This window comes from Actinopolyspora xinjiangensis (genome assembly GCF_900104475.1).
GTDB classification, from domain to species: domain Bacteria; phylum Actinomycetota; class Actinomycetes; order Mycobacteriales; family Pseudonocardiaceae; genus Actinopolyspora; species Actinopolyspora xinjiangensis.
The window spans coordinates 162,498-182,721 of sequence record NZ_FNJR01000010.1 but is presented as its reverse complement, the minus strand read 5'-3'; the positions used below and the strand labels follow the sequence as shown (position 1 = coordinate 182,721).

At 70.8% G+C, this 20,224-nt stretch carries 20 protein-coding genes; 12 read left to right on the top strand and 8 right to left on the bottom strand.

Annotation, left to right across the window (positions count from 1 at the left end; all coding sequences use genetic code 11):
• Positions 1-17: 17 nt before the first annotated feature.
• The 3 genes from BLQ75_RS16185 to clpS form a co-directional block, all read right to left on the bottom strand.
• On the bottom strand, positions 18-1,076 hold the full coding sequence (locus BLQ75_RS16185; RefSeq protein WP_092603305.1) for a P1 family peptidase: 1,059 nt from the start codon (positions 1,074-1,076) through the stop codon (positions 18-20).
• 310 nt (positions 1,077-1,386) lie between these two features.
• On the bottom strand, positions 1,387-1,950 hold the full coding sequence (locus BLQ75_RS16180; RefSeq protein WP_092603181.1) for a DUF2017 domain-containing protein: 564 nt from the start codon (positions 1,948-1,950) through the stop codon (positions 1,387-1,389).
• A 16-nt stretch (positions 1,951-1,966) separates the two neighbouring features.
• Complete coding sequence (gene clpS, locus BLQ75_RS16175) at positions 1,967-2,260, bottom strand: ATP-dependent Clp protease adapter ClpS (protein WP_043578327.1); 294 nt, start codon at positions 2,258-2,260, stop codon at positions 1,967-1,969.
• A gap of 73 nt (positions 2,261-2,333) precedes the next feature.
• On the opposite strand from clpS, the gene BLQ75_RS16170 reads away from it, so the two are divergent.
• The 3 genes from BLQ75_RS16170 to BLQ75_RS16160 all read left to right on the top strand — a co-directional run bounded on the left by BLQ75_RS16170 (position 2,334) and on the right by BLQ75_RS16160 (position 6,666).
• Positions 2,334-3,635, top strand: coding sequence for a nicotinate phosphoribosyltransferase (locus BLQ75_RS16170; protein ID WP_092603179.1), 1,302 nt, complete (start codon positions 2,334-2,336; stop codon positions 3,633-3,635).
• Positions 3,636-3,690: 55 nt separating this feature from the next.
• Entirely contained in the window at positions 3,691-4,248 is a 558-nt protein-coding gene (locus BLQ75_RS16165; RefSeq protein ID WP_092603177.1) for a nicotinamidase, read from the top strand.
• A 177-nt stretch (positions 4,249-4,425) separates the two neighbouring features.
• Positions 4,426-6,666: an ATP-dependent DNA helicase gene (locus BLQ75_RS16160; protein ID WP_280137850.1), complete on the top strand. Its 2,241-nt coding sequence runs from the start codon at positions 4,426-4,428 to the stop codon at positions 6,664-6,666.
• A gap of 99 nt (positions 6,667-6,765) precedes the next feature.
• Here the strand turns inward: BLQ75_RS16160 and BLQ75_RS16155 are convergent, their stop codons facing one another.
• Positions 6,766-7,041 carry a hypothetical protein gene (locus BLQ75_RS16155; RefSeq protein WP_244515624.1) on the bottom strand — a complete coding sequence of 92 codons (276 nt, stop codon included), beginning with the start codon at positions 7,039-7,041 and terminating at the stop codon, positions 6,766-6,768.
• Between the two features lie 371 nt (positions 7,042-7,412).
• Between BLQ75_RS16155 and BLQ75_RS16150 the strand changes: the two genes are divergently transcribed.
• From BLQ75_RS16150 to BLQ75_RS16125, 6 genes are all read left to right on the top strand, one after another.
• Positions 7,413-8,009, top strand: a complete 597-nt coding sequence (locus BLQ75_RS16150; RefSeq protein ID WP_092603174.1) for a biotin transporter BioY — start codon at positions 7,413-7,415, stop codon at positions 8,007-8,009.
• Positions 8,006-9,424, top strand: coding sequence for a class I adenylate-forming enzyme family protein (locus tag BLQ75_RS16145; RefSeq protein WP_092603172.1), 1,419 nt, complete (start codon positions 8,006-8,008; stop codon positions 9,422-9,424). Before BLQ75_RS16150 ends, BLQ75_RS16145 begins: the two co-directional genes overlap by 4 nt.
• Positions 9,421-10,563, top strand: coding sequence for a thiolase family protein (locus tag BLQ75_RS16140; protein ID WP_092603170.1), 1,143 nt, complete (start codon positions 9,421-9,423; stop codon positions 10,561-10,563). Before BLQ75_RS16145 ends, BLQ75_RS16140 begins: the two co-directional genes overlap by 4 nt.
• Before the next feature lie 41 nt (positions 10,564-10,604).
• The gene (locus BLQ75_RS16135) at positions 10,605-11,279 is read left to right on the top strand and encodes an energy-coupling factor ABC transporter ATP-binding protein (RefSeq protein ID WP_092603168.1); all 675 of its coding nucleotides are present in this window, start codon (positions 10,605-10,607) and stop codon (positions 11,277-11,279) included.
• Complete coding sequence (locus tag BLQ75_RS16130; protein WP_170837533.1) at positions 11,276-11,926, top strand: energy-coupling factor transporter transmembrane component T family protein; 651 nt, start codon at positions 11,276-11,278, stop codon at positions 11,924-11,926. Before BLQ75_RS16135 ends, BLQ75_RS16130 begins: the two co-directional genes overlap by 4 nt.
• Before the next feature lie 150 nt (positions 11,927-12,076).
• Complete coding sequence (locus BLQ75_RS16125; RefSeq protein WP_211481408.1) at positions 12,077-12,415, top strand: SDR family oxidoreductase; 339 nt, start codon at positions 12,077-12,079, stop codon at positions 12,413-12,415.
• A gap of 46 nt (positions 12,416-12,461) precedes the next feature.
• Here BLQ75_RS16125 and BLQ75_RS16120 read toward each other — a convergent pair whose 3' ends face one another.
• The 4 genes from BLQ75_RS16120 to ctaD form a co-directional block, all read right to left on the bottom strand.
• Entirely contained in the window at positions 12,462-13,292 is an 831-nt protein-coding gene (locus BLQ75_RS16120; RefSeq protein WP_092603164.1) for a peptidyl-tRNA hydrolase, read from the bottom strand.
• Positions 13,289-13,957, bottom strand: coding sequence for a Pr6Pr family membrane protein (locus tag BLQ75_RS16115; protein WP_244515622.1), 669 nt, complete (start codon positions 13,955-13,957; stop codon positions 13,289-13,291). The genes BLQ75_RS16120 and BLQ75_RS16115 overlap by 4 nt, the downstream gene beginning before the upstream one ends.
• 1 nt (position 13,958) lies before the next feature.
• Positions 13,959-15,194 carry a phosphoserine phosphatase SerB gene (serB, locus tag BLQ75_RS16110; RefSeq protein ID WP_092603162.1) on the bottom strand — a complete coding sequence of 412 codons (1,236 nt, stop codon included), beginning with the start codon at positions 15,192-15,194 and terminating at the stop codon, positions 13,959-13,961.
• Between the two features lie 170 nt (positions 15,195-15,364).
• Positions 15,365-17,131, bottom strand: coding sequence for an aa3-type cytochrome oxidase subunit I (ctaD, locus tag BLQ75_RS16105; RefSeq protein WP_092603160.1), 1,767 nt, complete (start codon positions 17,129-17,131; stop codon positions 15,365-15,367).
• Positions 17,132-17,618: 487 nt separating this feature from the next.
• Between ctaD and BLQ75_RS16100 the strand changes: the two genes are divergently transcribed.
• The 3 genes from BLQ75_RS16100 to BLQ75_RS16090 all read left to right on the top strand — a co-directional run bounded on the left by BLQ75_RS16100 (position 17,619) and on the right by BLQ75_RS16090 (position 20,151).
• A complete protein-coding gene (locus tag BLQ75_RS16100) occupies positions 17,619-18,251 on the top strand; it encodes a DUF305 domain-containing protein (protein ID WP_244515620.1) in 633 nt (210 codons plus the stop codon).
• 188 nt (positions 18,252-18,439) lie between these two features.
• Positions 18,440-19,123, top strand: coding sequence for an HAD family hydrolase (locus BLQ75_RS16095; RefSeq protein WP_092603293.1), 684 nt, complete (start codon positions 18,440-18,442; stop codon positions 19,121-19,123).
• A 155-nt stretch (positions 19,124-19,278) separates the two neighbouring features.
• On the top strand, positions 19,279-20,151 hold the full coding sequence (locus tag BLQ75_RS16090) for an SDR family oxidoreductase (protein WP_211481415.1): 873 nt from the start codon (positions 19,279-19,281) through the stop codon (positions 20,149-20,151).
• Positions 20,152-20,224: the final 73 nt, after the last annotated feature.

Here is a 20,224-nt window from a genome sequence, read left to right as displayed (position 1 = left end):
CGACATTCGACCATGATTCATTCCCGCCCGGGATGGTAGAGGCGCGTGTAACAGGGCACCGCCCCCACCGACTCGGCGGCCAGCACGGCGTGCACGATCGCGCGCGCCGTCACCTGGGCGGCGGCCGTGCACACCTCGTCCATCGCGGCGATCCAGCCGGGCTCCCCCGCCGCGGGCGCGCCCGCGCGGTCACCGGTGGCCAGCGCGAACACCGTGTCCCCGTCGGTCATGCCGTGGGCGGGCCGCACCGCCCTGGCCAACCCGTCGTGCGCGGCGACGGCGACCCTGCGGCACTCCGGTTTGCCGAGCCCGGCGTCGGTGGCCACGACACCTATCGTGGTGTTGAGCGGGGCGATCTCGTTGCCCGCCCGGTCGGGGCGAGCGGTCAGCCGCGCGGCCGAGGCGACGTTCTCCGGGGCGGGGCGGGGCAGGTCGAACTCCCCTTCGAGGCCGCTGTCGGCCGCCCACGGCAGGCCGGTCTCCGGATCGACCACGGTTCCCCGGGAGTTGACGGCCATCAACGCGCCGACCACCGTGCCGTCGGCGAGGACGGCGCTGGCGGTTCCGACCCCGCCCTTGATCGCCCCCGCCACGGCTCCGGTGCCGGCGCCGACGTTGCCGGCACCGGGATGATCACCGGTGCGCGCCTCGCACGCCGCGTACCCGAACGTGGCGTCGGGGCGTCTGCCCCAGTCGCTCATGGGCAGGTCGAAGAGCACGGCGGCGGGCACCACCGGGACCACCTCGTGCGGGGTGGGGCCGACCGGTACGCCGTGACCGCGCTCGGCCAACCAGCGCATCACCCCGTCCGCCGCGGCGAGTCCGTAGGCGCTGCCGCCGCCGAGCAGCACACCGTGCACTCGCTGCACCATGTGGTCGGGGGTGAGCACGTCGGTTTCCCTGGTCCCGGGGCCCGCCCCGCGAACGTCGACGGCACCGGCGGCCCCCTCCGGGGTGAGCACCACCGTGCTGCCGGTGGCCCACCGCTCGTCCCATCGTCGTTGATGACCGACCGTGACCCCGGCCACGTCGGTGATCGCGTTCTTCGGGCCCGCACCGGGAAGCGAATCGACCATGTCGGCCATCCTCGTCCAACCAGGGGCCCGCACGCGAGCACCTCGGCGATCGGCGGGTTCCGGCGCACCACGACACGCGGCACCGCCGGAGATTCCACTTCGAGTCGTGTTCCGCCGCGGCTGGTCCGACCCGTCCGGCCACGGTTTCCGTGCCGCCGGGTGCGGGGATTCCGGCCGGACCTACGCGGCCGGGCGAGCCGAGCCGGGCATGTCGCGGGGAACGCCCACCGTACGCGCTGTTCGGGAGCGGCCCGAGACCACGAGAAGGGCCGAGCCGGTGACCGTGCGCGAACGGGCCTCGCGGCCGGTCTCAGGAGCTCAGCGCCTGGATGAGGCTCTCCTGCACCCAGGTCAGCCACTGGTAGACGTAGTAGTGCTCGCGCTGCAGTTGGTCCTCGGGGGGCTCGTCGGGAACCTCCTCGGAGACCCCGAGCGCGGTACCGAGCGCCAGCCGCACGTCGTTGAGCGCCGAGAGCCAGCTCTCGGCCTGCTCCTCGGTCAACGAGACCTTCCCGCCCCGCTCGGGGCAGGTGTCCAGCACCGTGGCGGCCACACCGCTCTTGTGCTCGATCAGCTCGGGCTCGTGCAGCGATCTCAGCGCACCGGCGGTGTCGGCGCTCTCCGCCTCCGGCTCGAAGCTGTCCCGCTCGGGGCGGATGAAATCGGGCAGCAGCCTGGCCAGCACGCTCTCCTCCGGGGGTGTGCTCGGCCCGGCGCGCATCCCGGTCAGCTCGGCGAGTTCGTCCTGCGGCGCCTGATCGGCGCGGGCGGTGAGCATGTCCTTGATCTCACCGACGAGTCCGCGGACCACCGCGGCCTCGTTCGGTTCGAGCTCGGTCACCAGCCTGTCGTTGTCGCGTGTCCAATCCTGCACTGGATTCGCTGCCCGTTCACGAGTCGTGCTGCATGGTGGCCCAGAGACCCGCGGCGTGCAGTTTCGCCACGTCGCCCTCCACCTTTTCCTTGGAGCCGGATGAGACCACGGCCCGGCCCTTGTTGTGCACGTCCAGCATGAGCTTGGTGGCGTGCTCCTTGCTGTAGCCGAAGATCTTCTGGAGTACGTAGGTCACGTACGACATCAGGTTGACCGGATCGTTCCAGACGATCGTCACCCACGGACGCTCCTCGGTCGCGGCCTCCTCCGGTTCGGCCTGCGTACTTTCCACTTCGGCGGGCGTGGTCATGCTTCCATTCTCACACGCCGCCGGTGTGCGGCTGCCGCCCACGCGGTTTGGCCGGACACGTAATCTCGCGGACATGACCGATCCAGCCAGTACCGCGCTGCGCACCGACCACTACGAACTGACCATGCTCAGCAGCGCGTTGCACGACGGCACGGCGGGCCGTCGCTGCGTGTTCGAGGTGTTCACCCGGCGCCTTCCCGACGGCCGCCGATACGGGGTGGTCGGCGGTGTCGAACGGTTGCTGGAGGCGGTGGAGAACTTCCGGTTCGACGAGGACGTGCTGCGGGCCCTGGAACGCGACCGGGTCTGCGACCGGCGGACGCTGGAGTGGCTCGCCGACTTCCGGTTCACCGGCGACGTCGACGGCTACCCGGAGGGGGAGCTCTACTTCCCCGGTTCCCCGCTGCTGACCGTCAGCGGCACCTTCGCCGAAGCCGTGCTGCTGGAGACGGTGGTCCTGTCGATCCTCAACCACGACAGCGCGGTGGCCGCGGCGGCCACGCGCATGGCCTCGGCGGCCAACGGCAGGCGCATCATCGAGATGGGGTCCCGGCGTACCCACGAGGAATCGGCGGTGGCCTCGGCGAGGGCCGCCTACCTGGCCGGATTCACCGCCACCTCGAATCTGCTGGCGGGCGCGAGGTACGGCATCCCCACGGCGGGCACCTCGGCGCACGCGTTCACGATGCTGCACGACACCGAACGGGAGGCGTTCGAGGCCCAGGTCGCCGCGCTGGGGGCGGACACCACCCTGCTGGTGGACACCTACGACATCACCGAGGGAATCCGCACCGCCGTGGACGTGGCGGGAACCGAACTCGGGGCGGTGCGTATCGACTCCGGCGACGTGGGCGTGCTGGCCAGGCAGGCCAGGGAACAGCTCGACTCGCTGGGCGCCACGGGAACGCGGATCGTGGTCTCCGGCGACCTCGACGAGTTCGCCATCGCCTCGCTGCGGGCCGAACCGGTGGACGTCTACGGCGTCGGCACCTCGCTCGTCACCGGCTCGGGGTATCCCACCTGCGGAATGGTCTACAAACTGGCCGAGGTGGACGGTCGACCGGTCGTCAAGCGCAGCTCGCACAAGGAGTCGCGGGGCGGCAGCAAGAACGCGCTGCGCAGGCACAAGCCCACCGGGACCGCGCTGGAGGAGGTGGTCCACCGCAACGGCCCCGGTATCGAACCGCCGAAGGCGGGCCCGCACGACAGGTTCATGCAGCGGCCGCTGCTCCGGAACGGCGAGCGGGTCGAGAACCTCCCCGCCCTGGAGGACAATAGGCAGCGACTGCGGCACGCCCTGGTGAGCCTGCCGTGGGAAGGGCTCAAGCTCTCGGCGGGCGAACCCGCGATACCCACGGTGTTCGAGGGGTTCTGACCTTCCGGTTCGGACCCCGCGAACGGGCGGCCCGACTCGGCTGTTGGAGGTATCGATGTCCAAGGCGCTGATCGTCGTCGACGTGCAGAACGACTTCTGCGAGGGCGGTGCGCTGGCGGTGGACGGCGGCGCGGAGACGGCGTCCGCGATCTCGCGGCTGCTGGCCGACTCGGACCACGACCATGTGGTGGCCACCCGCGATTACCACATCGACCCGGGGGAGCACTTCTCGGACAGCCCCGACTTCGTGACCTCCTGGCCGGTGCACTGCGTGGCGGGAAGCGCGGGGGCCGGGTTCCACCCGGAGCTGGACGTGGCCCCCATCGACGCGGTGTTCTCCAAGGGGCAGTACAGCCACGGCTACTCCGGTTTCGAGGGCAACGGTCTGGCGGAGTGGTTGACCGCCCGGGACGTGCGGGAGGTCGAGGTGGTCGGGTTGGCCACCGACCACTGCGTGCGTGCCACCGCGCTGGACTCCGCCGCCGCGGGGTTCGACACTCGGGTGCTGTTGGGGCTGACGGCGGGAGTGGCCCCCGAGACGGTGGAGGGCGCGCTGCGCCAGTTGCGCGAGGCCGGGGTCGAGCTGTCCGGTGAGCCGGTGGTCCGGGGTTGAGCGGCGGGAGCCGCACGAGGTCGCTCGGCTCCGGCGTGGAACGGCTTCCCCGCGACCCGGCTCCTCCGGGCGCGCACTCGTCGGGGTGGTGCCCCCTGAGGGGGCGCACCGGACGGCGGCTCCTCGCGGCGCGGACGGCTGCGATGGTGTGGGACCGCTGCGGTAGCGTCGGTGACCGTGCCAGCATCCGTTCCCAACTGGTCCGTTCCCGACGTCTTCGAGCCCGACGGCACCGAGGAGCTGCCTCCGGAGCTGACGAGCTCTGAGCCGAGTTCCGAACCTCCCGGGGTGGAACCCGCCGGGCCGCCGCGCGACCTCACGACCGGCTCGGACGCGGGCGGCGCGGCGCGACCGGGCGGAACGGCGCAGGGGGCAGCCACCAAGCGAACCGACGTCGAACCGGCCGATCTGTCCACATTGCTCTCTGAGGCGGTGCGGGCCGTCGGCGGCACTCCCCGTGACGGGCAGACCGCCATGGCCGAGGCCGTCGAGCACGCCATCGAGTCCGGCGAGCACCTCGCGGTGCAGGCGGGGACCGGCACGGGCAAGTCGCTGGCCTACCTGGTCCCGGCCATCCGCCACGCGGTCGCCGCGCACACCACCGTGGTGGTTTCCACCGCGACGATCGCGCTGCAACGCCAGCTGGTGGACCGCGACCTCCCACGCCTGGCGAACGCGCTGGCCGACTCGCTGGGCAGGAGGCCCACGTTCGCGATCCTCAAGGGCAGGCGCAACTACCTGTGCCTGAACCGGGTGCACGGCAACGCCCCCGAGGAACCGGACGAAGGGGCGCTGTTCGACCCGTTCGCCGCCTCCTCACTGGAACGCGAGGTGCGAAGGGTTCACGAATGGGCCTCGGAAACCGAGACCGGCGACCGGGACGAACTCGTGCCCGGCGTCTCGGAGCGGGCCTGGCGGCAGCTCTCGGTGACCGGCAACGAGTGCCTGGGAGCCCACCGCTGCCCGGTGGGTGCGGACTGCTTCGCCGAGCAGGCGCGCAACGAGGCCGGGCGCGCCGACATCGTGGTCACCAACCACGCCCTGCTCGCGATCGACGCGCTGGATGAGCGTCCGGTGCTGCCCGAGCACGACATGGTGGTGATCGACGAGGCGCACGACCTGGTCGACCGGGTCACCAACGCGGCGGGCGGCGAGCTCTCGGGCAACGCCATCAAGCAGGCGTCCAGGAAGTGCGGGCGCGCGGTGGACGAGGAGGTCGCCGACCGCCTGAACGAGGCGGGCGAGGGGCTCGAGTTCCTGCTCGGCGAAACCGAGCCCGGCCGGTTGCGGGAACTTCCCGAACAGCTGGCGGCGGCGCTGTCCACCGTGCGCGAGGCGGCGACGGCGTGCGTGAGCGCGCTGGGACCGGAACAGCGCGAGGACGTGGAGACTGGCAGCGCGCGCAAGCTGGCGCTGGCGCCGACCCAGGAGATCCGTGACACGGCGGACCGGTTGCTGGCGGCGTTCGACCAGCCGGAGCAGGATCGGCGCGACGTGATCTGGGTCAGCGCGGAGAACAACAGGGCTCCCTCGCTGCGGGTGGCACCGCTGGGGGTGGGCGGACTGCTGCGGGAACGCCTCTTCGAACAGCGCACCACGGTGCTGACCTCGGCGACGCTGGCGCTGGGCGGCTCGTTCGACACGTTGGCGGCGCAGTGGGGACTGCCGCCGCGGCGGGAGGCTCGACCGGCCACCGACACCGCGACGGCGCAGGAGCCTCCCTCGGACGGTTCGGAACCGAGCTGGGTGGGGCTGGACGTGGGCTCGCCGTTCGACTACCCCCGCAGCGGCATCCTCTACGTGGCGCGGCACCTGCCGAAACCGGGCAGGGACGGTCTTCCCGAGGCGTACCTGGACGAACTCACCGAACTGGTGACCGCGGCGGGCGGGCGCACCCTCGGATTGTTCTCCTCCATGCGCGCCGCTCGTCAGGCCAGCGAGGAACTTCGGCAACGACTGTCCACTCCGGTGCTGTGCCAGGGCGAGGACAGCACCTCGCAGCTGGTCGACTCGTTCGCCGGAGATCCGGCGACCAGCCTGTTCGGCACCCTGTCGCTGTGGCAGGGGGTGGACGTCCCGGGCCGGTCGTTGCAGCTGGTGGTGATGGACCGGATTCCCTTCCCCCGGCCGGACGATCCGCTCGCCTCCGCCAGACAGCAGGCGATCTCGGCACGGGGCGGCAACGGCTTCATCACCGTGGCCGGGACGCACGCCGCGCTGCTGCTCGCGCAGGGGGCGGGCAGGCTGCTGCGCTCGGCGAGCGACCGCGGGGTCATCGCGATCCTGGACCCCAGGCTGAGCACGGCACGCTACGGGGGATTCCTGCGTGCCTCGCTTCCGCCGTTCTGGAGCACCGAGGACCCGCAGGTGGTGCGGGGAGCGCTGCGACGGCTCGACGAGGCCGCGGCGAACCGGTGAGGGCGGGGTTCAGCGGTGGGGCCGAACCGGCGGTTCCCCACCGGGATCCCACTCCCCATCGGATCCCAGCCCGGCACCGAGCTCAGCCAGGGGACTCGCTCATCCGCTGAACTCGGAGACACTCCTGTCCCGTTCGTGCTGACGTTCGGACTGCCGGGGCATCTCCGGGTGCGTGTACTCCTCCACGCGCATGGCCGCACCGAGCGCGAAGAACGTCGGCGCCCACTCCCCGATGAAGATTCCCCACCTGTCCGCACGAGCCAGAGCCTCTCCTCGCAGGCCACGGGAGGCCACCCAGGAGACGACCGCGAGGAGTATCGAGGCCATCCCCGCCCCGAACATCTTGTCCGAATCCATTCCGTAGTTGCGCAGCATCGAAAGCACGGTGACACCTCTCGGAACACTCCCGGACCTCACAGCCGAGGCGCCGGGCATTGCGGGACACCCTCCGGATTTCCCTCGCGGGACGGTGCGAAACCGGCCACGCCCGCGCCCGGCGTAACCGATCGTGTCCTCCCGCCACGATCGGGTGCTCGGCGGTTCCCGAGAGGTCACCGGGCTTGCCTCCTCGGTTGTGGGAACCCCACAACGGCGGGCGATCTTTTCTGTAACCGGCCCGGTGCCGGTTAGGTTCGCACCGCTTCCGTCAACCGATCGGCGGAAGTATCACCGGAACGGGCGAGTCCACGTCGCGTACCGTCCGTCCGGGTGAGCTCGCTTTCGACCGTTCGCACAGGAGAGCAGCGTTGTCCGACTCCACTCCCCAGCGGTCCGCCACGCGGCACCGCCAACCGGCCGCGGATCTCGCCAGGATCGTGGTGTTCGCCGCCTTCATCGCCGTGCTCGGCACCTTTCCCGGCATCTACCTGGCGGGCGCGGCGGCGCCGATCGTGTTGCAGAACCTGGGGCCGCTGCTGTCCGGGAGCCTGCTGGGCCCGCGCCGGGGAACCGCCTCGGTGGTGCTGTTCCTGACCCTGGTGGCGCTCGGCCTGCCGCTGCTGTCCGGTGGGCGCGGCGGAATAGCCCCCTTCTTCGGCCCCAGCGCGGGATTCCTGTTCGGCTGGATCCTCTCCGCCCTCGTGGTGGGCCTGATCGTGTTCCTGTCCCGCAAGCCCACGCTGCCGGTGCTGCTGGTGGCCAACCTGGCCGGTATCGCCGTGGACTACCTGGTCGGGCTGCCGGTCATGGCCGCGGTCATCGGCGACTTCCGCGCGGCGGGCATCGCCATGCTCCGTTACGTACCCGGCGACCTCGCCAAGGTCGTGGTGGTGTCGCTGGTGGCCGCCGCCGTGCACCGCGCCTTCCCGAACAGCACACCCCGGAAGGCCTCGACAGCTCGATGACCCCCCGCACAGGCACCACCGCGCCCTCCGTCCCGCCGTCGCCGCCCGTCCTGGCGGGCGGCGCGCCACGCGCCGTCAGCTCACCTTCCTGGCGGATCACCGGAGCCGAGCTCCGTTCGGAGGCACACGCGGCGGCCACCGAACTCGCCCGAGCCGGGGCTGGGCCGGGCAGCCGCGTGTTCGTCGAGGCCGAGGAGGACGCCCGCACCGGGCTGTGCCGACTGCTGGGCGCCGACCTGCTCGGCGCGGCGACCCTCCTGGCGGCCCCGGACTGGGGCGAGGCCGACCGCGCCGGGGTGCTGCGCGACGCCGCACCCGACGTGTTCGTCGAGGGGCCCGTCCGCGCCGATCCGGAGCCGGTCGTCCCGCGAGGCGACGGCGAGACCCTGTTCTACCTGCCCACCACCTCGGGAAGTACGGGCCGCGCCCGCGTGCTGGCCCGCACCCGGCGCTCCTGGTGGTACAGCTTCGACGCCTTCGAGGTGGGGGTGACCGGGCAAGACAGGGTTCTGATCCCCGGACCGCTGAGCTCCTCGCTGTTCGTCTTCGGCGCCCTGCACGCGATGCACCTCGGCTGCGAGGTGGAGCTGCTGGAGCGCTGGTCCGCGGCCGAGGCCGCCGAGGCGTGCACGAGGGCCACCGCCGTGCATCTGGTGCCCTCGATGCTGCGAGCGCTGCTGGCGGTGCTCGAACGGCGGCCGTGGCTGCTCGCGGCGTGCCGGGTGCGCAGGTTCGTGTGCGGCGGGGCGAAGTCCGACGAGGAGCTCCGGAACAGGTTGGGCGAACTGCTCCCCGGTTGTGAGCTGGTGGAGTACTACGGTTCGGCCGAGCACTCCGTGGTGGCGCTGCGCGGCGCGGACCGACTGCTGCACCCCGCCGCGCACGTCGAGGTCAGCATCGGCGAACCGGATGCCCCTGCTCCCGCGAACGGGCCCGGCGAGCTGTGGGTGCGCTCTCCGCTGAGTTTCAGCGGCCACCTGGAGTCAGGACGGTTGTGTCCCGCCGATCCCGGTTTCAGCAGCGTGGGCGATCTCGCGGTCGGCTCGCACCGGGACGGCTTCCGGGTGCTGGGCCGGGGCTCGGCGGTGATCGAGACCGGCGGCACGCTCGTGGTCGCCGAGGAGGTGGAGAACGCGCTTCGCGCCGCCGAGGGAGTGTTCGACGTCGTGGTGGCGGGCACGCCGCACGCCAGGTTCGGCTCCCTGGTCACCGCCGTGGTCGAGCCCGACCCCGGGGCCGATCCCGACCCGGTGGAACTGCGCCGGGTCGCGCGGGAGTCCCTCGGGAAGGCACAACGTCCCCGCCGCTGGCTCTCGGTCGGCGAGCTGCCCCGCACCTCCTCCGGCAAGCCCGCGCGCGACGCGGTGCGCGAGTGGCTCGCGGCGGAGGGGGCGGCCTCGGAGGTGGCGCGATGAGCACCGCGCCCGCGGGGCCGCTGACACCGGTGGTCACGGCGGCGCGCCGCTCCCCCGTCGGCACGGCGGGTGGCTCGCTGCGCGACGTCGAACTCGACCGCCTGGCGGCGAGCGTCACCGCCGTTGTCGGCGAGGACGCCGGGTTCGAGCGAGTCGACGAGGTACTGCTGGGAAACACCCGGGGTCCTGGTGGCAACCCGGCCCGGGTGGCGGCGCTGCGCGCCGGACTCGGCCACGAGACCCCCGGCATGACCGTGGACCGGCAGTGCGCCAGCGGATTGAGCACGATCGTGACCGCCGCCCGGTTGGTCTCGGCCGGAGCCGGGGAACGCTATCTGGCGGGCGGCGCGGAGAGCGCCTCGACCGCACCGTGGCGCGCCTGGCGGCCACGGGACGCCACCGAGCCTCCCCGGTTCTACTCGCGGGCGCCGTTCGCACCACCCGACGTCGGGGATCCGGACATGGGGCCCGCCGCCGACCTGGTCGCCGCCGAGGCCGGAATCACCCGACAGCGGCAGGACGAGTTCGCCGCGCGCAGCCACCGGCGCGCCTCTGCCGCGCGGGAGGAGGGAGCGTTCGACGCGGAGCTGGTCGCAGTCAACGGGGTGGGGCGCGACGAGCGACCGCGCGCCGGGTTCGACGTCCGGCGGCTGGGCCGCTTCCCGCCCGCCTTCACCGCCGACGGCACCGCCACGGCCGCGAACTCCTGCGGCATCGCGGACGGGGCCGCGATGGTGGCGGTGACCAGTGAACGCCTGCGGCGGGAGAGCGGCGTGCCGGGGCTGCGGCTGCTGGACGCCGAGGTCGCGGGCTCCGACCCGAACCGGCTGGGCACGGCGGCGGTACCCGCGATGCGCGCCGTGCTGCGGCGGCAGCGACGCCGCCCGGAGGTGGTGGAGTTCACCGAGGCGTTCGCCGGGCAGGTGCTGGCGTGCCTGGACGCCGTGGGCCTGGACGAGCGGCTGGTCAGCCCGGACGGGGGTGCGATCGCGTTGGGGCACCCGTGGGCGGCCTCCGGCGCGGTGCTGGTGGTGCGCCTGTTCCACCGGATGCTGCGGTGCGGAGAATCGGTGGGGATGGCCGCGCTGTCCTCCGGTGGCGGCCTGGGGATCGCCACCATGTGGGAGCTGGTCCGCTGAAGCGGCGGGCCGCGAGGCGAACCGGAAAGGCGGAAGTTCGGTTGATCGAGTTCGACGGAGTCGGGCACTCCTACGGCGAGCACACGGTGCTCGACGACGTCCGGTTGCGGCTGGACGAGCGTCGGGTGGCCTTCGTGGGCGCCAACGGTTCCGGCAAGTCCACCCTCGCCCGGATGATCAACGGACTGGTGCTGCCCACGCGGGGGCGGGTACTGGTGGACGGGCTGGATCCCGCCCGGGACGGCAAACGCGTGCGCAACCGGGTGGGTTTCGTGTTCACCAACCCGGACTCGCAGATAGTCATGCCCACCGCCGGTGAGGACGTCGCCTTCTCACTGCGCAGGAAGGGGATTCCCAAGGCCGAACGGGAGCGCAGGGCCGCCGAGGCGCTGGCCGAGCACGGCCTGGCGGGCTACGCGGAGCATCCGGCCCAGCAGCTCTCCGGCGGGCAGAAGCAGTTGCTCGCGCTGTGCGCGATGCTGGTCCTGGAACCCGACGTGCTGGTCTGCGACGAGCCGACGACGCTGCTGGACCTGCGCAACAAACGACGTTTCGCGGAACGACTGCGCGGGCTCGAACAGCAGGTCGTCCTCGTGACCCACGACCTGGAGCTGCTCGACGACTTCGACCGCGTGGTGGTGCTCGACGAAGGACGCGTCGTCGCCGACGACGAGCCCGACGAGGCGCTGCGGTACTACCGGGAGCTGGTGGTATGAGCAACGTGATCGGCCTCTACCAACCCGGTCGCAGTCCGCTGCACCGGTTGCCCGCCGGGTGGAAGTTCCTGGCACTGCTGGTCTTCGCCGTGCTGATCGTGGTGTTCGACCGGCTGTGGCAGCTCGGTGTCGGCGCGGCTGTGCTGTGCGTCGGGTTCGCGGTGGCACGCCTGCGCCCCGGGGTGGTCCTGCGGACCATGCGCACGGTGCTGGTGCTGCTGGCGGTCGTCTTCGCGTTGCAGTGGTGGTTGCTGGGCGCCCTCAGCGCCGCCGTGGTGTGCCTGCGGCTGCTGGTGGCCATCGGCGCCGCCAACCTGTTCACCCTCACCACCAGGGTCGACGACCTGGTGGCCGCGATCGAACGGGCGGCCTCCCCGTTGCGCCGCTTCGGGGTCCGGCCGGAGACGCTGGGACTGCTGGTCGGGTTGACCGTCCAGGCGGTGGGAGCGCTGTCGGTGATCGCGAGACAGACCCGCGAGGCCCAGCGGGCACGCGACGCGGGGCGGTCGGTGGCCGCGTTCACGGTGCCCTTCCTGATCCGCACGCTGCGGCACGCCGACGAGCTCGGGGAGGCGCTGGCGGCTCGTGGGGTCGGTGACGAGGACGGAAGTGACGCGGCCCGGCTCTCCGAGGAGCTGAGGCGGTAGCACTCAGCCTCTCCGGGCAGCCCGGTTCCCGATGAACGCCCCCGCGCTACGTTGGGCTGCCGGGAGCGAAGTCGACGAGCTGTCAGCCCCGTGTCAGTCCCCACCACTAGCTTTCACTCACCGAAACCTCTCCGATCACGGGAGATCCTGGTGAGTGAAAGGTTCAGGAACAAGAGCGCGCTGGAGGTGCTGCGCCAGCATCTGGCCGACCAGCTCGTCCCCACCGTGAGGGTGAACAGTGTCGCCCCCGGATTCGTCGACACCGCGTTCGCCGGGAAACTGCGACGGCTCCCGAAGGAACAGGGCGACGCCTCGTACCCCCTGGGCCGACAGGGAAGCCCCGAGGACGTCGCGCGGGCGACAACCTTCCTCGCCTCGGACGAGGCCGAGTGGATCACCGGCACCGTCCTGGTGGTGGACGGCGGCAAGAGCACGCAGCCCTACCGACACGACCTGCCGCACGTCGAGATGGGAAGCGTGCTGCACTGAAAGCGCGTCGCCGAACGCCAGAGCCACCCGGCGGTCGGCGACGCGCTCAGCTCCCCGCTTCGACCTCGCGCGGCCACCGCGCCAGCACGGTCACGGTTCCCGGGTCGATCTCGGTGAACCCGGCGTCGCGCACCGCCGCCACCCCGCGGTCCCGCCAGGCCGAGGCGGGATCGTCCCCCGGCAGCAGCTCCCGCCAGGTTTCGGCGTCCGGCGTGCGCACCGCGCACGGGAACCCGGCGTCGTGCCAACGGCGCAGCTCGCCCTCGGCGTGCTCACCGACGGCGTCCGCCCGCCGGGTGTCCCCGTGCAGCAGCGCGGCCAGGATCATGGTGGCGTGCCCGACCTGCGCTGCCGCCTTGCCCGCCGTCATCCCCACATGCGGGTTCAGCCACAGCACCGGCCTACCCTCCGGCGGTGCCCCCGGCTCGTCGGCGGGGAGTTCGCTGCCGGATATCTGCAGCCGGGTGAGTTCGCGCGGCATGTCGGCCACCCGGGCAGGCAGCAGCGCGCGCACCTCAGCCCCGCCGACGGTGACCGTGATGCCGGGCAGTTCCGTCACGGCGCGCCAGTGCGAGCCCCGGGCTCGCCGGGTCACCTTGCGAATCCGTCCGTCGACCCAGCCGGAGACCGCCTCGTGCCACGGACCACCCTGCCCGCTGCGCGGATCGAGGCACACCGCCACGGCCGCCGAGGCCGCGGCCTCCAGCAACGCGGTGCGCGCGGGCGGCGTGCTGCGTTCGATGCGCAGCACCATCGGCATCAACACGACGTCGTCCGGGTTCTCCTCCGAGGTGTCGGCGGTGGACCGGTCGGGCAGCGACAGCCAGGAGGTGTAGCGCTCGGTCAACGGGTTCAGTACGGCGGCGCGCTCACTCACGGGACCGATTGTCCTTCCGGGACGGCGGCCTTCTCCCGCTCCCGCAACCGGATGTTGCCCAGCCAGGCGACCAGCATCGCGGCGAGGGCGATGCCGAGCGCCATGACGACCAGGTGCAGCACCACGCCGTCGACCCCACCGGCACCGCCGGGACGCAGGAAGGGGTAGGGGAACCATCCCGTCACCGCACCCCGCACCAGCGCGTAGGTGACGTAGACCAGCGGGACGGCCAACCAGGCGAGGGCGCGGCCGTAGCCGACCCGCGCCCGGGGGCGCACCAGCATCCAGTCCACGAACATCACCGCCGGGATGACGCGGTGCATCACCGTGTTCACCCAGGGCAGTGTCAGCCCGAGATCGCCGTCGTCGAGCAGCAGCGCGAAGACGATCCCCGTCGTGGCCATGTAGACGGTCATGCCCCCGCGCCACCATTCGAGAACGGCGTGGCCGTCACGGCCGGGCGCGGCCCCGAGGCGGAGCAGCAACACCCCGGCTGCGATGTTGCTGAGGATGGTGAAGTAGCTGAAGAAGTTCACCGGGGAGAACTGCGGCAGCCCCACTTCGGCGAGGAACTGTCTGCCGACGGCGGTCACGGCCAACGCGCCGAACAGAATCCGCAGCAGGCGTACGGGCCACGCCCGGCTGGACAGCATCGGGTCGGACACCTCACGTTTCCAACGGGACACGCGCGACGAACCCGTCCTCGGCATCCGCGGCCTCGACCTCGGCGCGAGTCACGCCGAGCACGAACAGCACGGCGTCGAGGAACGGGTGCGACAGCGCGGTGTCGGCCACCTCGCGCAGCGCGGGCTTGGCGTTGAACGCCACCCCCAGCCCCGCCGTGGCGAGCATATCCATGTCGTTGGCGCCGTCACCGACCGCCACGCACTGCGAGAGCGGAACGTCGTAGGACTCGGCGAACCGCTTCAGCGCGCGGGCCTTGCCACTGCGGTCGACGATCTCGCCGACGACGCGCCCGGTGAGCTTACCGTCCACGACCTCCAGGTCGTTGGCGGCGCTGAAGTCCAGCCCCAGATCGTCGACCAAGTGGTCGATGATCCTGGTGAAACCGCCGGAGACCACACCGGTGTGGTACCCGAGCCTGCGGAGGGTGCGCACCGTGGTGCGGGCGCCGGGGGTCAGCCGCAGCTCCTTGCCGACCTCGTCGAGCACCGAGGCGGGCAGCCCCTCCAGCACCGCCACCCTGCGGCGCAACGACTCGGAGAAGTCCACCTCACCCCGCATGGCCTGTTCGGTGACCTTGCGGACCTCCTCCTCACGGCCTGCCTTGGCGGCGAGCATCTCGATGACCTCGCCCTGCACCAGGGTGGAGTCGACGTCGAAGACGACGAGGCGCTTGGCGCGGCGGGCCAACCCGGTGCGTTCCACCGCGACGTCGACACCGATCCCGGCGGAGAGATCGGCCATCTCGGAAGTGAGCATCTCGTCGGTGTGCTCGCCGGTCTCGGACGCGCTGACGTACAGCTGCAGGCCGGTCACCGGGTAGTCGGCGACCCGCTGGATGGAGTCGATGTTGACGTCGACCTCGGCGAGCTTGCGGGCCACCTCGGAGAAGCTGCGTGCCGACACGGGTTGGCCGAGCACGGTGACGACGTGGGTCGAACCGAGCTTGTCGGCCTCCCCGTCCTCGGCGTCGATCTCGACCTCGACCGTCATGCCGACGGTGGCCATCGCCTGTTCGACCGACTCCTGCAGCTGCTCGGGGTCGTGTTCGGTCGCCACGAGCACCCCGAGGACCAGTCGCCCGCGGATCACGACCTGCTCGACGTCGAGCACATCCACCCCGTGCCTGGTCAGCGCGGCGAACAGCACCGAGGTGACCCCGGGTTTGTCACGGCCTGTCACGGTCATCAGCACGGTGGTGGGATTTGACGTGGTCACGACTGACGGCACTCCCTCGATATTCGACTCCACGGCCCACCCTACGGGGTTCGGAGCGACCGGCCCCGAACAGCAAGAGCCCCGGACCGGTCGGCTGACCGACCGGCCGGGGCTCCCCGTCGAGCGGGATTACCGTGACACACCCGCGGGGCGTGCCGTTAGGTCGAATATCACTTCCCGTCGAGCTTGTGCGCGCCACCGGAGTCGCCGTCGTGACCCGAGTCACCGGAGGCACCGGCGTGTGCCAGCGGTTTACCGGAGAGGCCGACGTGGCTCTCCACTCGCATCCGCTCGCTCATGTGCGGGTAGTGCAGCTCGAAGGCGGGACGCTCGGAACGGATGCGGGGCAGCTCGGTGAAGTTGTGCCTGGGCGGCGGGCAGGAGGTGGCCCACTCCAGCGAGTTGCCGTAGCCCCACGGGTCGTCGACGTTGGCGAGCTCACCGTAGCGGTAGCTTTTGAACACGTTGTACAGGAACGGCAGCATCGACGCGCCCAGCAGGAACGCGCCCGCCGTCGAGATGGTGTTGAGCGTGGTGAACCCGTCGCCGGGCAGGTAGTCGGCGTAGCGCCGGGGCATGCCCTCGTTGCCCAGCCAGTGCTGCACCAGGAACGTGGCGTGGAAGCCGATGAAGGTCAGCCAGAAGTGCAGCTTGCCCAACCGCTCGTCCATCATCCGGCCGGTCATCTTGGGGAACCAGAAGTAGATGCCCGCGAACGTGGCGAACACGATCGTGCCGTAGAGCACGTAGTGGAAGTGCGCGACCACGAAGTAGGTGTCCGAGACGTGGAAGTCGATCGGCGGTGAGGCCAGCAGCACGCCGGTCAGCCCGCCGAACAGGAAGGTGACCAGGAACCCGATGGAAAAGACCATCGGTGTCTCGAAGCTGATCTGCCCGCGCCACATGGTGCCGATCCAGTTGAAGAACTTCATACCGGTGGGCACCGCGATCAGGAACGTCGTGAACGCGAAGAACGGCAGCAGCACCGCGCCGGTCGCGTACATGTGGTGGGCCCAGACCACGACCGACAGCGCGGCGATGCCGAGGGTCGCGTAGATCAGGCCGGTGTAGCCGAACAGCGGCTTGCGGGAGAACACCGGGAAGATCTCGGTGACGATGCCGAAGAACGGCAGCGCCACGATGTAGACCTCGGGGTGGCCGAAGAACCAGAACAGGTGCTGCCAGAGGATCGCCCCGCCGTTGGCGGGGTCGAACACGTGCGCGCCGAGGTGCCGGTCGGCCAGCAGCCCGAACAGCGCCGCCGTCAGGATGGGGAAGGCCATCAGGATCAGCACGCTGGTGACCAGGATGTTCCAGGTGAAGATCGGCATCCGCCACATGGTCATGCCGGGCGCGCGCATGCAGACCACGGTGGTGATCATGTTGACACCGCCGAGGATCGTGCCCAGTCCGGAGACGAGCAGACCGGAGATCCACAGGTCCGCGCCGATGCCGGGCGAGTGCACGGCGTCGGACAGCGGTGTGTAGGCGAACCACCCGAAGTCGGCCGCGCCGCCCGGAGCCAGGAAACCGCTGACCACGGTTATCCCACCGAACAGGTAGAGCCAGTAGGACAGCGAGTTCAGCCTGGGGAAGGCCACGTCGGGAGCGCCGATCTGCAGCGGCAGGATGTAGTTGGCGAAGCCGAACAGGATCGGGGTGGCGTACAGCAGCAGCATGATCGTGCCGTGCATGGTGAACAGCTGGTTGTACTGCTCCTGCGACAGGAACTGCATCCCCGGGACCGCGAGCTCGCCGCGGATCAACATGGCCATCAGACCGCCGACCAGGAAGAATCCCATCGAGGTGGCCAGGTAGAGGATCCCGAGCTGCTTGGGGTCGGTGGTACGCAGCAGTCCCAGCAGTGTGGATCCCTTGGACGTGTTGCGCACCGGATAGGGGCGCGAAGTGATCGGCTCTGGCGCGACGGCCGTCACGGTGCCTCCTGCACTGCCTCGAAGACGTTGTCGGCCCCGACCACGGGACCGCCCGGCCCGTGCGGGCCGGCTAACCCTGATGGCAGCGTCGCAACCGACGTCGGTTCGACTCGCTCCCCGATGATCGATTCGATAACTGCCATCTGCGGATATTAGCCCTGGCGTTCAACTCCGACGCGTCCGGGCTGTAGTCACCCTATTCATCCCCTTCCTCGAAGGCACGAGGGGTGAGATCCATCCGACAGCCCGAGGAGCTCTCGCGGCGCGGGTTCCCTCGCCGTGGGGACCGCCCCGTCCCCGCGGCGAGGGGCGCACGGACCACCTGTACGGATCTCCGCGAGGCGGACCCCTTAAGCTGACAGGTGGTCGCCTGTTCGGTCAGGCGGACCGCTGGACCCAGCGGTGGAAGGCTCCGCAGGCGTGTCGGTGCGTGTACGGCACCCGACCCGCCCGGGGAAGGATCGGTATTTCCGGAGGCGAGGCAACGGTGCGCAAGAGCACGATCATCGGCGTCCTTGGGGCCGCGGTCCTGGCACTGACCGGCTGCTCGCCGAACTACGAACAACCGAGCGACATGGAACCCGGCCCGGGCACCCCGCCACCACCGAGCGCGATCGTGCCCGCCGAGGACTCCGGCAACGGCGACGAGACCGCGCGGGTCGACACCGACCTGGAGTTCGCCCAGCAGATGGTGGCCCACCACGAGGCCGAGCGGCAGCTGCTGGAGGTGGCGATCAAGAACGCCCCCGACGAGCGGGTCGTGGAGCTGGCGGAACGACTCGAACAGGAGCACGGCCCGCGGATCGAGGAGATCAGCGCCTGGCTGCGGGAGCGCGGCGAGGGCGAGGTCTCGCCCGAGGACGTCGGGACCGGCGAAGACTCGCAGATGCCGGGCACCGACGTCGCCAGCGAGATCACCAAGCTGGAGGAGGCCCAGCAGGGCAGGTTCGACTCGCTGTGGGTCAAGTCGATGGTCGACTACTACGAGGCGATCGTGGAGATGTGCCGCACCGAGATCGACAAGGGCTCCGACGAGGAGATGAAATCGATCGCCCGGCAGCTCCTGGACTCGCGCGTGCCGACCCTCGAGGAGCTGCGGCAGCTGCAGCGGAGTCTCTGACCTCCCGGCCGTTCGTCCGTCGTCCGCGAGTCCGCGACGTCCCTGCCGAACGGCCGCGTTGGTTCGCTCGGTGGTGTTGGTACGCCCGTACCAGACGGTAGTCTCCGGTGCGGCTCGGAACCGGTTTCGCGAGCACGGCCTTCCGAACCGGTTCCCCGGAATTCGCAGTCGCCACCTGGAGGGACCCGTTGGGCGAGAGCCTGGTCTTCGACGCGGACGACACGTTGTGGGAGAACAACGTGCTGTTCGAACGCGCGGTGGAAGCGTTCATCGACCATCTGGCGCACCCGGAGCTCACCCGGGAACAGGTGCGGGAGCAGCTGGACGAGATCGAAAAGGCCAACTGCCGAATCCACGGTTACGGCGTGGACAGCTTCGAGCGCAGCCTGCTGGACTGCCTGCGCCACCTCCGCGATGGTGATGTCTCCGAGGCCGACCGAATCGAGCTGCGCAGGGCCTGCACCCCGATACGGGAACAGCGGATCGAGTTGATCGACGGCGTCGAGGAGACCCTGCGGGAGCTGTCGCGACGGCACGACCTCTATCTGCTCACCAAGGGGGACGCCGACGAACAGGCGGGCAAGATCAAGGCTTCCGGGCTCAGCGAGCTCTTCGCCGACGTCACCGTGGTGCCGGAGAAGAAGACGGCCACCTACGAGCGGTTCGTCGCCGAGCGCGGCCTGGAGGGCTCGCGAACCTGGATGATCGGGAACTCGCCGCGCTCGGACATCTGGCCCGCCCTGCACGCCGGACTGAACGCCGTACTGGTGCCGCACCCGCTGACCTGGAGCCTGGAGCTGCGGGAACTGCCGGATCCGGGCTCCGGCTTCCGCACGGTCGAGCCGTTCTCCCGGCTCAGCGAGCACTTCTGACCGGGCAACCGGTGTTTTCGCCCCGCCGGGTGATGATCTCGTAGGTCGAACCTCTTTACTTTACGAACGAGTAACCTACTATGGGTAACCCGGCCGGTCGTCCTTCGGACCACCGCCGTTCAGTCGGCTCGCGAGATCAGGGAGGCCCCATGCCCATGTCGATGTCGGGCAAAGTAGTCGCCGTCACGGGTGCAGCACGCGGGATCGGCGCCCAGACCGCGCGCGATCTGGCTCACAAAGGGGCGCGCGTCGCCCTGATCGGCCTGGAACCCGAGGAACTGGCCTCGGTCGCGGCCGAGCTCGGCCCCGGCCACCCGTGGTTCGAGGCGGACGTCACCGACCCCGAGTCGATAGGGGCCGCCATCGACGAGACCGCACGACAACTGGGCGGCATCGACGTGGTCATGGCCAACGCCGGAGTGGCACCCTTCGGAACCGTGCGCCATCACGACCCGCGTGCCTTCACCAAGACGGTGGACGTCAACCTCAACGGGGTGTTCCACACCGCTCGTGCGGCACTGCCCCACCTGATCGAACGGCAGGGGTACCTGCTGGTGGTCTCCTCGCTCTCGGCGTTCGCCCCGATCGGCGGCATGGCCGCCTACACCGCGAGCAAGGCCGGTTCGGAGGCGCTGGCCAGCGCTCTGAGCTCCGAGGTCCGTCACCTGGGGGTGGCGGTGGGCAGCGCGCATCCCTCCTGGATAGACACCGACCTGGTTCGCGAGGCCTCGGCCGACCTGCCGAGTTTCCGCGCGATGCGGGCGAAACTTCCCTGGCCGATGCACTCGACCACCAACGTCGCCGACTGCTCCCGGGCGATCGTGGCGGGCATGGAACGCCGCGCCAGGCGCGTCTACGTCCCCAGGTCGGTGATGTTGATGCACTGGCTGCGCAACCTGCCCGCCTCGCGGTTGGTCGAGCGGCTGATGCTGCCCACCGTGCGGAAGCTGATGCCGCAGATGGAGGCCGAGGTGGCCCGGCTGGGGCGCGGGTTCAGCGCGCGCAACGACGAGCTCCAGGGGAAATGAGATCTCCCGGCGAGGATCTTCGTGCCTGGTCATTTGGCGGAACCCCGGGGCTCGCCGCGGGCGCCCCGACATC